13 protein-coding genes are annotated in these 12,405 nt (G+C 57.8%); 7 read left to right on the forward strand and 6 right to left on the reverse strand.

What is annotated here, in order from left to right:
- The first annotated feature begins 101 nt into the window (after positions 1–101).
- The 4 genes from bhcA (at position 102) to bhcD (ending at position 4,506) form a co-directional block, all read left to right on the forward strand.
- Positions 102–1,292 carry an L-aspartate--glyoxylate aminotransferase BhcA gene (gene bhcA, locus AB1E33_RS06250; RefSeq protein WP_372576394.1) on the forward strand — a complete coding sequence of 397 codons (1,191 nt, stop codon included), beginning with the start codon at positions 102–104 and terminating at the stop codon, positions 1,290–1,292.
- Positions 1,292–2,257 carry a beta-hydroxyaspartate dehydratase BhcB gene (bhcB, locus tag AB1E33_RS06255; protein WP_372576628.1) on the forward strand — a complete coding sequence of 322 codons (966 nt, stop codon included), beginning with the start codon at positions 1,292–1,294 and terminating at the stop codon, positions 2,255–2,257. The genes bhcA and bhcB overlap by 1 nt, the downstream gene beginning before the upstream one ends.
- Before the next feature lie 14 nt (positions 2,258–2,271).
- Positions 2,272–3,435, forward strand: a complete 1,164-nt coding sequence (gene bhcC, locus AB1E33_RS06260) for a 3-hydroxy-D-aspartate aldolase BhcC (RefSeq protein WP_372576395.1) — start codon at positions 2,272–2,274, stop codon at positions 3,433–3,435.
- A gap of 105 nt (positions 3,436–3,540) precedes the next feature.
- On the forward strand, positions 3,541–4,506 hold the full coding sequence (bhcD, locus tag AB1E33_RS06265) for an iminosuccinate reductase BhcD (protein WP_372576396.1): 966 nt from the start codon (positions 3,541–3,543) through the stop codon (positions 4,504–4,506).
- Positions 4,507–4,619: 113 nt separating this feature from the next.
- On the opposite strand, the gene AB1E33_RS06270 is transcribed toward bhcD, so the two are convergent.
- Genes AB1E33_RS06270 through puuE form a run of 3 tightly spaced genes read right to left on the reverse strand, consistent with a single transcriptional unit; the run spans position 4,620 to position 8,013 of the window.
- Entirely contained in the window at positions 4,620–6,062 is a 1,443-nt protein-coding gene (locus AB1E33_RS06270; RefSeq protein WP_372576397.1) for a nucleobase:cation symporter-2 family protein, read from the reverse strand.
- Between the two features lie 56 nt (positions 6,063–6,118).
- Positions 6,119–6,604, reverse strand: coding sequence for an ureidoglycolate lyase (locus AB1E33_RS06275; RefSeq protein WP_372576398.1), 486 nt, complete (start codon positions 6,602–6,604; stop codon positions 6,119–6,121).
- Positions 6,601–8,013, reverse strand: a complete 1,413-nt coding sequence (gene puuE, locus AB1E33_RS06280; RefSeq protein WP_372576399.1) for an allantoinase PuuE — start codon at positions 8,011–8,013, stop codon at positions 6,601–6,603. Before puuE ends, AB1E33_RS06275 begins: the two co-directional genes overlap by 4 nt.
- 151 nt (positions 8,014–8,164) lie before the next feature.
- Between puuE and uraH the strand changes: the two genes are divergently transcribed.
- The gene (uraH, locus tag AB1E33_RS06285; protein ID WP_372576400.1) at positions 8,165–8,518 is read left to right on the forward strand and encodes a hydroxyisourate hydrolase; all 354 of its coding nucleotides are present in this window, start codon (positions 8,165–8,167) and stop codon (positions 8,516–8,518) included.
- Here the strand turns inward: uraH and AB1E33_RS06290 are convergent.
- Positions 8,503–9,435: a LysR family transcriptional regulator gene (locus AB1E33_RS06290; protein WP_372576401.1), complete on the reverse strand. Its 933-nt coding sequence runs from the start codon at positions 9,433–9,435 to the stop codon at positions 8,503–8,505. The genes uraH and AB1E33_RS06290 overlap by 16 nt on opposite strands.
- Positions 9,436–9,534: 99 nt before the next feature.
- Here AB1E33_RS06290 and AB1E33_RS06295 point away from each other — a divergent pair, with 99 nt between their 5' ends.
- Positions 9,535–10,770, forward strand: a complete 1,236-nt coding sequence (locus AB1E33_RS06295) for a urate hydroxylase PuuD (RefSeq protein ID WP_372576402.1) — start codon at positions 9,535–9,537, stop codon at positions 10,768–10,770.
- Positions 10,771–10,807: 37 nt separating this feature from the next.
- Here AB1E33_RS06295 and AB1E33_RS06300 read toward each other — a convergent pair whose 3' ends face one another.
- Entirely contained in the window at positions 10,808–11,053 is a 246-nt protein-coding gene (locus tag AB1E33_RS06300) for a hypothetical protein (protein ID WP_372576403.1), read from the reverse strand.
- Between AB1E33_RS06300 and AB1E33_RS06305 the strand changes: the two genes are divergently transcribed.
- Positions 10,973–11,149: a hypothetical protein gene (locus tag AB1E33_RS06305; RefSeq protein ID WP_372576637.1), complete on the forward strand. Its 177-nt coding sequence runs from the start codon at positions 10,973–10,975 to the stop codon at positions 11,147–11,149. The two genes, AB1E33_RS06300 and AB1E33_RS06305, sit on opposite strands and share 81 nt — an antisense overlap.
- 229 nt (positions 11,150–11,378) lie before the next feature.
- Here AB1E33_RS06305 and AB1E33_RS06310 read toward each other — a convergent pair whose 3' ends face one another.
- On the reverse strand, positions 11,379–12,398 hold the full coding sequence (locus AB1E33_RS06310) for a GlxA family transcriptional regulator (RefSeq protein WP_372576404.1): 1,020 nt from the start codon (positions 12,396–12,398) through the stop codon (positions 11,379–11,381).
- Positions 12,399–12,405 lie beyond the last annotated feature (7 nt).

Below are 12,405 nucleotides of genomic sequence, written 5' to 3' on the forward strand. Positions count from 1 at the left end.
TAATTTATTCTGAGTATCGACTTTTTGAAAAACGATTTCAAAAAAATTTCGCCGAATCCAGCGAGGCGTTAGAAACAGGATAACGACTTGAGGAGATCGATATGAGCTTTCAAAACCCTGTTTTCATTCCGGGGCCAACCAACATCCCGGAAGCTCTGCGCAAAGCCTGCGACATGCCGACCATTGACCACCGGTCGCCGCTTTTTGGGCAAATCCTGCACCCTGCACGCAATGGTGTCCGCAAGGTGCTTAAAAGCGGCAATGCCGAGATCTTTATCTTTCCCTCCACCGGTACCGGTGGTTGGGAAACGGCGCTGACCAACTGCCTGAGTGCGGGCGACAAGGTTCTGGCCGCGCGCAATGGGATGTTTTCGCACCGCTGGATCGATATGTGCCAGCGCCACGCGCTGGACGTCCAGATTGTGGAAACACCCTGGGGCGAGGGCCTGCCCGCGGACCGTTACGAAGAAATCCTAACTGCGGACAAGAGCCACCAGATCAAGGTTGTTCTGGCCACACATAACGAGACCGCAACCGGGGTCAGATCGGACATCGCCGCCGTTCGTCGCGCATTGGATGCGGCGGGCCATCCTGCTTTGCTGTTCGTTGATGGCGTATCCTCGATCGGGTCGATGGATTTCCGATTTGACGAATGGGGCGTAGATGTCGCGGTCACCGGGTCGCAAAAGGGCTTCATGCTGCCCGCCGGGCTGGCGATTGTGGGGTTCAGCGAAAAGGCCATGGCAGCCACCAAGACCGGAACCCTGCCGAGAACGTTTTTTGATGTGCATGACATGGCCAAGGGGTATGCCAACAATGCCTACCCGTACACGCCCGCTGTCGGGTTGCTCAATGGCCTCAACGACGCGTGTCAGATGCTGTTGAATGAAGGGCTGGAGAATGTCTTTGCGCGGCACCATCGCATCGCGACGGGCGTGCGCGAAGCAGTCAATGCCTGGGGCCTGCACCTCTGCGCCGCCAGCCCGGCGGTCTATTCGGACACGGTCAGCGCGATTCGCACTCCCGAAGGGTTCAACGCAACCGACATCGTGACCCATGCGGCAGAGACCTATGGCGTCGCTTTTGGTGTCGGCCTGGGCGAGGTCGCTGGCAAGGTGTTCCGTATCGGGCATCTTGGCAGTCTGACGGATGTGATGACCCTGAGCGGCATCGCAACCGCCGAAATGTGCATGGCGGATCTGGGCCTTGACATCACCCTGGGGTCCGGCGTTGCCGCCGCGCAGGAATATTATCGCGGGCACCCTGCCGTTGCGTGCAAGGACGCCGCATGATGAAGGACAGCGCAATGTATATCCCAACGTTTGACGACATGCTGGCGGCGCATGAGCGGATCAAGCCGCATATCCACCGCACGCCGGTCCTGACCTCATCATACTTGAACGAGCTAACCGGCGCGCAGCTATTCTTCAAATGTGAGAACTTCCAAAAAGCAGCTGCATTCAAGGTGCGTGGCGCCTCAAATGCAGTGTTCGGCTTGACCGAGGAAGAGGCAGGAAAAGGCGTCTGCACGCATTCGTCTGGCAATCACGCACTTTCGCTCAGCTACGCGGCAGGGCGTCGTGGCATCCCCTGTAACGTGGTGATGCCGCGCACTGCCCCACAAGCCAAGAAAGACGCGGTCATCGGCTATGGCGGGACCATCACGGAATGCGACCCCTCAACCACCTCGCGTGAGGCGGTCTTTGCCGAAGTACAGGCGGCGACCGGTGGCAATTTCGTGCACCCCTATAACGACCACCGGGTGATTGCAGGCCAGGGCACCTGCAGCCGCGAGTTGATGGAGCAGACCGGTGGCCTCGATATGGTCGTGGCCCCGATCGGCGGTGGCGGCATGATCTCGGGCACCTGCCTGACGCTGTCACATATGGCGCCGGAAACGCAGATCATCGCGGCCGAGCCGGAGCAGGCGGATGATGCCTATCGCAGCTTCAAGGCGGGTCACATCATCGCGGATGACGCGCCCGACACGATCGCCGATGGTCTGAAAGTGCCGCTCAAGGACCTGACCTGGCACTTTGTCTCGAACCACGTCACCGACATTCTGACGGCATCCGAGGAAGACATTGTCGAGACGATGAAACTTACCTGGAAGCGGATGAAAATCGTGATGGAGGCAAGTTCGGCCGTGCCGCTTGCCACCATTCTCAAGAACAAAGACCGGTTCGCTGACAAGCGGGTCGGCGTCATCATCACCGGCGGGAATGTCGACCTCGACACCTTGCCCTGGATCAAGTGAAGGGAGCCAATCCAATGAACGCACAAACAGATTTCAAAGGCCTCGAAGTAGGCTTTGACGTTCCTGCCCTGCCCGGCATGGACGAGGCCGACATCCAGACACCTTGCCTGGTTCTGGATTTGGACGCGCTGGAACGCAACATCAAGAAAATGGGCGATTATGCAAAAACCCACGGCATGCGCCACCGGGTGCATGGCAAGATGCACAAATCCGTCGATGTGGCCAAGCTGCAGGAAAAGCTGGGGGGCTCTGTCGGCGTGTGCTGTCAGAAAGTGTCCGAGGCCGAGGTCTTTGCCCGTGGCGGCATCAAGGATGTTCTGGTCTCCAACCAGGTGACTGATCCTATCAAGATCGACCGGCTGGCGCGGATGCCAAATCTGGGCGCGCGGGTTCTGTGTTGTGTGGACGATCCGGAGAACGTCGCAGCTCTGTCTGCCGCTGCCGTCAAACATGGCACCCAGATCGAAGTATTGGTCGAGATCGACTGCGGCGCGGGCCGTTGCGGTGTGACGACCACACAAGAAGTCGTCAACATCGCCAAGATGCTCGACACCGCCGAAGGGCTGAAATTTGCAGGCATCCAAGCCTATCAGGGCGCTATGCAGCACATGGACAGCTATGAGGATCGCAAAGCCAAGCTCGATGTGGCCGTCGCACAGGTCGCGAACGCGGTCACGGCCCTCAAGGCGCAGGGTTTAGACTGCGATATCGTTGGTGGCGGTGGCACGGGGTCCTACTATTTCGAGAGTAGCTCCGGCGTCTATAACGAGCTTCAATGCGGCTCCTACGCGTTCATGGACGCCGATTACGGGCGCATTCTGGACAAGGACGGCAAGCGCATCGATCAGGGCGAGTGGGAGAATGCGCTGTTCATTCTGACCACCGTGATGAGCCATGCAAAAAGCGACAAGGCCATTGTCGATGCGGGTCTGAAGGCCCAGTCGCTTGATAGCGGCCTGCCGACCATCTATGGCCGGGATGATGTCGAATACGTCAAATGCTCAGACGAGCATGGCGTGGTTGCTGACCCGGACGGCGTGCTCAAGGTCAATGACAAGCTCAAGCTGGTGCCGGGCCACTGTGACCCGACCTGCAACGTGCACGACTGGTATGTCGGGGTTCGGAACGGAAAGGTCGAAACGCTCTGGCCGGTCTCCGCGCGCGGCAAGACGTACTGATCGAAACAGGGGGTCCGGCAGGTTGTCGGATCAAGACGCCCGCGTGCAATGGCCACCCAAGGTATGCACGCGGGCGCACGAGTTTTCACGACAAGGAGCACACATATGCTAATCGTCCCCGAGCGCGAGATCGCCGATCTCATGACGCGCGAGGCCGCCTTTGATGCGGTCGAAAAAGTTTTTGCGGCCATGGCCGCCGGAGACGCCTATAACTTTCCCGTGGTCCGCGAAGCGATCGGCCACGAAGACGCGCTTTATGGTTTCAAGGGCGGGTTCGATCAGGCCGGTCTGACGCTGGGGTTGAAGGCGGGCGGATACTGGCCGAACAATCTTGAAAAGCGTCAGATCATCAATCACCAATCGACCGTTTTCCTGTTCGATCCCGACACGGGAAAGGCCAAGGCCATGGTCGGCGGCAACCTTCTGACCGCTCTGCGTACGGCGGCGGCCTCTTCGGTGTCGATCAAGCATCTTGCCCGTCAGGACGCCTCGGTCATAGGGATGATCGGGGCCGGTCATCAGGCGGCGTTCCAACTCCGCTCCGCCCTTGAGCAGCGCGATTTCGAAAAGGTCATCGGTTGGAATTTCCACCCCGAGATGCTGCCGAATATTGAAAAGGTGGCTTCCGAAGCAGGCCTGCCCTTCGAGGCGGTGCAGCTTGACGGTATGACCGAGGCCGATGTCATCATCTCGATCACATCAGCCTTCTCCCCTTCGCTAATGGCAAATCATGTATCACCGGGCACCCACGTCGCCTGTATGGGCACCGACACCAAAGGCAAGCAGGAGGTCGAGACTGCTTTGCTGGCCAAGGTGGATGTATTCACGGATGAGGTGGCGCAGTCCATTTCCATCGGTGAGGCCCAGCATGCAATTGCCGCCGGGCTGATCACCGAGGCGGATGTCGCACAGCTTGGCGCGGTAATAAACGGAGCCCATGCCGGGCGGAGCTCTGACGACCAGATCACGCTGTTTGACGGCACCGGCGTGGGCCTGCAGGACCTCGCTGTGGCCGCGTCGGTGGTTGAGCTGGCGGTTGCCAAGGGCATCGCCATCGAGGTCGACTTCTGATCTAGAAAGCCCTTAGAGCTAAACCCCCAAACGAATAAAAAGCGGCGCCCCTTCCGCGCCGCTTTTCTGTTTGCGCACATGGATGTAGCGCCAAAGTGCTACACCCAGCTAACTCAGACGTGACCGTCATGCGGTAGCGATCCTTCGCCATGCCCCGCCATACCGCCCGAAACCTCCTCGGTCGCTTCGTCAGACAGTTCCTCTGGCAGGATCAGGTTCAGCACGATGGCGATCAGAGCTGCAGGCAGCAACCCGCTGGTCATCAGGATGCGCAGCGTGTCTGGCAGGTATTGCACGGCTTTCGGGTCAAGCTGCAGGCCAAGCCCAATGGACAATGAGATCGCGAAGATCACCATGTTGCGGCGATTCCAGTTCACGTCTGACAGCATCGAGATGCCCGCAGCGACAACCATACCAAACATGACGATCACACCGCCACCCAGAACCTCGATCGGGATCGTCCGGATCACGGCACCCACCTTTGGCACCAATCCGCACAGGATCAGGAACAGCGCGCCGATGGTAACCACATGGCGGCTCATCACGCCAGTCATGGCGATAAGACCCACATTTTGGCTGAAGGACGTGTTCGGGAATCCTCCGAAGACACCGGCAAACGCGGACCCGATCCCGTCGGCATATGTTGCGCCAGTGATTTCCTCTTCGGTCGCTTCACGCCCCGCGCCGCCCTTGGTGATGCCCGAGACATCGCCCACGGTTTCCACCGCCGAGACAAATGCCATCAGGCAGAACCCGATGATCGAGGCAAAACCGAACTCAAACCCGTATTTGAACGGAACTGGAAAGGCGACGGATGCCGCGCGGCCCCAGCTTGTCGCAATTCCTTCGACTGTAACCATGCCCATTGCCATGGCGTAGAAATACCCTACGACGATACCGATCACGACCGCAGACACGGCCAGCATACCCTTGGCATAGAATTTTAGCGCCAGCGTGACAAAGACCACGACCAGGGCTGCCGACCAGTTCAGCAGGCTGCCATATTCCGGCTTGTCGATTGCAGGCACGCCACCTGCGGCGTATTGAATGCCCACTTTCACCAGCGCCAGACCGATCATCGTGACCACCAGCCCAGTTACAAGCGGCGGCAGAGCAAAGCGGATCTTGCCAATGAACGTCGCGATGAAAGCGTGGAATAGCCCGCCTACCAGAACACCGCCGAACAGAACAGGCAGCGCCTCGACTCCCTTGCCCGCAACCAGCGGAATCATGATCGGAATGAAGGCAAAGCTGGTCCCTTGAACAATCGGCAGCCGCGCGCCGACCGGGCCAAAGCCGATGGTCTGCAGGAGCGTGGCAACCCCCGCAAACAGCATCGACATCTGGATCAGATAGGTCATGTCCGGAAAGCCCTGCGCGCCCGCATCAGACCCGAACCCAAAACCGGCAGCACCCGCGATGATGATCGCGGGCGTCACGTTCGACACAAACATGGCCAGGACATGCTGTATGCCCAATGGGATAGCGCGGTGGAGCGCCGGAGTGTAATTCGGGTCGCGGAGCTGTTCCGGTGTCCCGATAGATGCATCTGCCATGTTGGTGGTCCTCCCGTGAAGATGCTTTGTGCTGGCTCCTCTGCCAACTTCGACTTTCATCTTTCGATTACGTAATCCGTGTCGAACCAGTGTTCCTCAAGGTTCGCGCCGTCTCCGATCCGGTCGATGACCGCAAACAGCCCCGGTTCGGACAAAGGGGTCAGAACACCGTGCCAGGTGCCGCTGAGAAAATTGATCGCCTGACCCGGTTGGGTAAGAAAAGCGACCGGGTCTTTCGGAACGCCATTGTCGTCGCTGGCCACAACAACCAGAAACGGATCGGCCGACATCGGAACAAAGGCCTGACTGCCCGCCGGGTGCCGCTCGACCATCTTCAGGGTTAAAGGAAGGCTTTCCTTCTCTCCCTTGAAGATACTGATGCCCGCCACCCCATCCGAAAAATCAAGACGTGCCCGGTCATGAAACCGGCCACATTTGCCCTGATTGATGAGTTTGTCCGGGTCGCCGCTGGCCTCCATCACATCGCCATAAGGTGCAAATGCAGCCGCGGTCAGGGGCTGGGCCTTGAGATGTCTGGTCATTGGCCGAGCTTCTCCAGCAACCGCAATTCGGCGATGCGTTCGACCTGTTTGCAGGCCGCGTCGAGTTCGGTCGCGCGGTCATGGTCTATGCGACGTTCGAACGCCTCCATGATCGACGCCTTGGTGTTGTCGCGCACCGCAATGATGAACGGGAAACCGAACTTGGAGGTATAGGCCTCGTTCAACCGCGTGAACGTTGCGCGTTCCTCATCGGTCAGCGCGTCCAGACCGACTGAGGCCTGTTCCGCCGTGGATTCCGCAGTCAGCCGTTTGGCTTCGGCAAGCTTTCCCGCCAAATCCGGGTGCGCAGTCAATACGCCGAGGCGCTTATCCTCTGGCGCGGCGCGAAACACGCGTGCCAACATTTGATGAACGCCCCGGGCGGTGTCATGCGTGGGGCCCAATTCTAATCCGTGCGCGCCTTCGGCGATCCAGGGGCTGTGCTCAAAAATACCACCAAACTCGGCAACGAAGGTTTCGCGATCCATCTCGGAAGGGCGGCTATGTTGCATCGGGGGGTTCTCCTTTGCCCAGTGCTGTGCGATCTGCAGCCGCGTCGCGAACCAGACACCTTCATGGGATTTGAAGTACTCGATCACTCGGCGCAAGGCGGCCACTCGGCCGGGGCGTCCGATCAACCGGCAATGCAGTCCGATTGACAGCATCTTTGGAGCACCGGCAGCACCCTCTGCGTAGAGCGTGTCGAAGCTGTCCTTGAGGTAGCTTTCAAACTGATTCCCATTGGTGAAACCCGCCTGAATGGCAAAGCGCATGTCATTGCAATCCAGCGTGTAGGGAACAATCAGCTGGTCCCGCGCGCCGACGCGCGTCCAATAAGGCAGGTCGTCGGCGTAGCTGTCGGCGACATAATCGAACTGGCCGGTCTCGGAAGCCAGCCGGACCGTGTTGGCCGAACAGCGACCTGTGTACCAACCGCGCGGCGCATCGCCCGTCACGTCGCGGTGCAGGCGGATTGCCTCGGCAATCTGCGCGCGTTCTTCCTCCTCTGCCATATCCTTGTACTCGACCCATTTCAGGCCGTGGCTAGCGATTTCCCAGCCCGAGGCCTTCATCGCTGCAACCTGTTCCGGCGCCCGCGCCAGGGCGGTCGCAACCCCATAAACGGTCACGGGCAAATCGCCTAGCAGCTGGTGAACGCGCCAGAACCCGGCGCGCGCGCCGTACTCATAGATCGATTCCATGTTCAGATGGCGTTGACCTGGCCACGGCTGTGCACCGGTGATCTCGGAAAGAAACGCCTCTGACGCGGCATCACCGTGCAGGACGCAGTTTTCGCCGCCCTCTTCATAGTTCAACACGAATTGTACGGCGATCTTCGCGTCGTCGGGCCAGTTAGCGGCAGGTGGATTTGCACCATATCCTGTCATGTCACGGGGGTAACGGGTCACTTGAGGCCTTTCTTCTTAGCTTCATTCCTCTGTAATCCAAAACAATACGACATTTTTTCAAAAAACTTGAGAAAGAGTATCTTGTTTGGAGTGTTTTGCAGTTTGCCAAATCTTAGGCCTATAAACCAACACCACTAAAGGAGAAACGCGAATGACCGGATATTTGACAACACATGTGCTCGACACCGCGCGTGGCTGTCCGGCGCAAGGTCTCAAGATCGATCTCTACAGGCTCGATGGGGAAGCACGCATTCACCTCAAGACTCTTGTCACGAATGATGATGGGCGCACGGATGAGCAGATCCTGCCAGCAGATGCGTTTGAAACCGGAGTGTACGAGTTGGTGTTCCATGCCGGCAGATATCTTGACGCCTGCGGCGTGGATCCTGAGGCGCCGCGTTTCCTCGATGTCATCCCGCTCAGGTTCGGCATGTCAGAGGCGTCGCATTACCACGTACCGCTTTTGCTTTCTCCTTTCGGGTACTCGACCTATCGGGGCAGTTGAGCCCTAAGCGTACTGTCGCGGACGACCTTACTGATCCGTTCGATAACAAATTCCATGAACAGGCGAGTTTTTGGGTCCTGCCATTTCCGGTGTGTGAACAGGCACGCCATCTGGATGGAATCCGGTGGCGTCTCAACGGCGACGGGCACAAGGGCGCCAGATTTGATATGTTCCGAAACCTCAAAAACCGGTTTCATAGCAATCCCGTTCCCGGCCAGCGCCCAATCGGTCAGAACATCGCCATCATCGGACTCGTAGCGACCGGATACCGGATATTTTTTGGGCCCCTCCGGCGTCATCAGCGGCCATTGAAACTCCGTGGCACCGGGAAACCGCAGATTCAGGCATTCATGCTGCTCTGACACCAGTTTTTCGCCATTCGCCGGATTGCCACGTTCCGCGATATAAGAGGGCGCGGCGCACAGCACCCGGTCCACATCGGCAATCTTGCGGATGCGCAGGTTGCTGTCTTCGGGCTGGCCCAGAAAAAATGCCAGATCGAGTCCTTCGGTCGTCAGATCGACATTGCGGTCGGTCAGGCGCAGCCTGATTTTGACCTCCGGATATTCCTGCAGAAAGTTCGGAACCTGTGGTGCGATCAGTCTGCGCCCGACCCCCAGAGGGGCCGCCACATAAAGTGAACCCTTTGGGTACTCCGTAATATTGACGACCTGTGCCTCGGCGCTTTCAACGGATTCCAGAATCTCGCAGGCACCGCTATAAAAAGCCTGCCCCTGTTCGGTCGGCGTCAGGCTGCGCGTCGTGCGCTGAAACAACCTAACACTCAGATGTTCCTCAAGCTGCGAAATGCGCGACGATGTCACAGCCGGAGAGATACGCAGATCACGCCCCGCCGCCGACATGCTGCCCAGTTCATAGACACGGACGAAGGTTCTGATGTTGTCGAGATAGGACATTGTTTTGTTTTTTTTGATGCTATTTGATATTCATCGACGATACCAGAACAATGCGCGGTCGCATAGTGTGCTTCGGTGAGAGAATAGAAGGAATCTGCTATGTATGATCTGGCTGTTGCGTGGGACTGGATCGCATTCTCGGTTCGATGGCTGCACGTCATCACCGCGATGGCGTGGATTGGCGCGTCATTCTATTTCATTGCGCTGGATCTGGGCCTGCGCAAAGCGCCCAACATGCCTGTTGGCGCCTTCGGTGAAGAGTGGCAGGTTCATGGGGGTGGGTTCTATCACATCCAGAAATACCTGGTCGCGCCCGAGAACATGCCCGAGCATCTGGTCTGGCATAAATGGCAAAGCTACATCACCTGGGTGTCCGGTGCGGCCTTGCTGATGATCATCTATTGGGTCGGTGGAGAGTTGTTCCTGCTCGATCCGACAAAGGTCGATCTGTCGCTGTGGCAGGGCATCCTGATCTCGGGAGGCTCCCTGACCATCGGCTGGCTGGCCTATGATTATATGTGCAAATCCAAGCTGGGCGAGCGGCCTACAATGCTGATGCTGCTGCTGTTCGTCATCCTTGTGGTAATGTCCTGGGGGTACGATCAGATCTTCACAGGCCGCGCGGCGCTGCTACATCTGGGCGCCTTCACGGCCACCATAATGACTGCCAACGTCTTCTTTCAAATCATGCCTAACCAGCGCATCGTTGTGGCAGACCTGAAGGCGGGGCGCACGCCTGACGCGAAATACGGAAAGATCGCCAAGCTGCGCTCGACCCACAACAACTACCTAACGCTGCCGGTCGTGTTCCTGATGCTGTCCAACCATTATCCGCTGGCCTTCGCCACGGAGTATGCCTGGATAATCGCAAGCCTGATCTTCCTGACGGGCGTGACGATCCGCCACTACTTCAACACCATGCACGCTACCGGTAGCGGCCCACATTGGACATGGGCGGTGACAGTCCTTCTGATGATCCTGATCGCCTGGTTGTCGTCGGTGCGTCCGACGCAGACCTTGGAAGAAGCCGAAGCCGAACCTCTGACCCCCTACGAGCAGAAATTTGCCTCAGCCGCCGGATTCGAAGAGGCCTATGATACCGTCCTCGGCAACTGCTCGATGTGCCACGCCAGAGAACCTGTCTGGGGCTCCATGAAATGGGCCCCCAAGGGGGTTTACTTGGAAACCCCCGGCGATGTCGCGCGGCAGGCCAGCCAGATCTATCTTCAAGCCGGCATTAGCCACGCCATGCCGCCGCCGAACGCGGTTCAAATGGATGAAGACGCCCGCGCGACAATTGTTTCTTGGGTGAACGAAGTTCGACAGAAAGAGTAAAGTCAATCTGCTAGTTCAGGGCATCGCCACAGTATATTCAATCCGATATATTCAATCCGATCATCGAAAGCACAACGCCAATTCCGGGCTTGTCGGGAACATGCACAATCCCATCCGAATAGGTCGGATTCCTGACCGAATTGTCGCGTAGGTTCATGGTTCCGCACAGCTCTTCGTGGGTTGCATACAGTGCGAATGTCAGATGCACGACAACTGCCGTTGCGACGGCACCTTCATTCATCGGAACACCGGCATCAACCTGACTTTTCCCCGCATCAAACAAGGGGGCAACGCCGCCCAACTGGCAGGTATCGACTATGACTGGTCCGTCATCGAGATCCTGATTCAGAACGATCGCCCCTCGAAAATGTGGCTCTAAATTCCATTCCTGTTATTACTAGTAGTAATCGTGCCGCTGCAGCTTCTATTTCGTCGCAATAGGCCTGCTGCGCTTTGAGCCCGCCGCAACAGCGAACTGATCATGCGGCCGGAAATTAGGTGGGTTTGAGAAATAGGACATTCGCCAAATACCGCCGCGTCATCACACTTCGCCAATGGTGGTGACAGAGACATCAATGGAAAAGGTAAGGTTCAGAAGCGTCAGGACTCTAGCGGTTTTCCTGCGTGGTCCAACTTCGACGGTATGCGGCAGGGGTCTTGCCATAGCGCTCCTTGAAGCGCAGAGACAGGCGATTGGCACTGCTGAACCCGGTTGCCGCCGCGATTTCGGCGATGGGCATGGTGGTCTCATTGAGCAACGCCTGGGCGCGGGCCACTCTGAGTTCGACATAAAACTGCACGGGCGATATCCCAACATAGATCTGAAAAAGCCGCTCGAGCTGACGGCGCGAGATCTGTGCCCGCTTGGCGATTTCGGTGATCTCCATCGGCTCTTCTATCGCCTCATGCATGTATTGCATTGCGTTTATGAGGTGCTGATTTCGACTGTTCAAAGCGACGGAGTAAGCCGATTTCTGCGGTGCCTCGCGGTTATTCGACCTAAAATGAATGCACATGTCCGACACGATGACGGCCAGATCCTTACCATGATCTATTTCGATCATCTCAAGCATCATGTCTATTGCGGCGTTGCCACCTCCGCAGGTCATCAGATCCTGATCGATCTCGTAGAGGTTGGTTGTTGGCCGCAGATCATGAAAACACTCCGAGAAGGTGGGCTGGTTTTCCCAGTGTAGTGTGAATTCCCTATCCCTGAGCAGGCCCGCTTCGGCCAGTGCAAAAGCACCGGTGCATATCCCGCCAAACCGGCACCCGAAGGCGCGTTGACGGCTCAGCCAGTTGAGAACTTTCGGACTGGTGCTCGTGGTCGGCTCGATTCCCGAGCACACGAAGATTAGGCTCGATCTGGGCAGGTTCCGGATCTCGGTATCTGGAATAATTGCGATCCCGTTCGAGCAGCGGACCGGTTCGCCGTCCTCGCTCATCAGAAACCATCGATAGAGTTCCTTGTTGGCCACCTGATTGGCAATCCGCAAAGGTTCCACTGCCGAACTGAAAGCAAGCATCGTCAGTTTCGGCAAAAGCAGAAAGTGGATGTCTTTCGGCGGGCCATCATAGTCAACACAAAAACTGGCCGCGCCTTTGGGGACAAAGTTTCGGGTTTTCATAAGTTGA

This window comes from Ruegeria hyattellae (assembly GCF_041537925.1).
GTDB lineage: Bacteria > Pseudomonadota > Alphaproteobacteria > Rhodobacterales > Rhodobacteraceae > Ruegeria_C.

Bases quoted from the DNA above. Each gene is read 5' to 3' on its own strand.
- bhcA (WP_372576394.1), top strand. From the start codon at position 102: ATGAGCTTTCAAAACCCTGTTTTCATTCCGGGGCCAACCAACATCCCG.
- bhcB (WP_372576628.1), top strand. From the start codon at position 1,292: ATGAAGGACAGCGCAATGTATATCCCAACGTTTGACGACATGCTGGCG.
- bhcC (WP_372576395.1), top strand. From the start codon at position 2,272: ATGAACGCACAAACAGATTTCAAAGGCCTCGAAGTAGGCTTTGACGTT.
- bhcD (WP_372576396.1), top strand. From the start codon at position 3,541: ATGCTAATCGTCCCCGAGCGCGAGATCGCCGATCTCATGACGCGCGAG.
- AB1E33_RS06270 (WP_372576397.1), bottom strand. From the start codon at position 6,062: ATGGCAGATGCATCTATCGGGACACCGGAACAGCTCCGCGACCCGAAT.
- AB1E33_RS06275 (WP_372576398.1), bottom strand. From the start codon at position 6,604: ATGACCAGACATCTCAAGGCCCAGCCCCTGACCGCGGCTGCATTTGCA.
- uraH (WP_372576400.1), top strand. From the start codon at position 8,165: ATGACCGGATATTTGACAACACATGTGCTCGACACCGCGCGTGGCTGT.
- AB1E33_RS06290 (WP_372576401.1), bottom strand. From the start codon at position 9,435: ATGTCCTATCTCGACAACATCAGAACCTTCGTCCGTGTCTATGAACTG.
- AB1E33_RS06295 (WP_372576402.1), top strand. From the start codon at position 9,535: ATGTATGATCTGGCTGTTGCGTGGGACTGGATCGCATTCTCGGTTCGA.
- AB1E33_RS06305 (WP_372576637.1), top strand. From the start codon at position 10,973: ATGCACGACAACTGCCGTTGCGACGGCACCTTCATTCATCGGAACACC.
- AB1E33_RS06310 (WP_372576404.1), bottom strand. From the start codon at position 12,398: ATGAAAACCCGAAACTTTGTCCCCAAAGGCGCGGCCAGTTTTTGTGTT.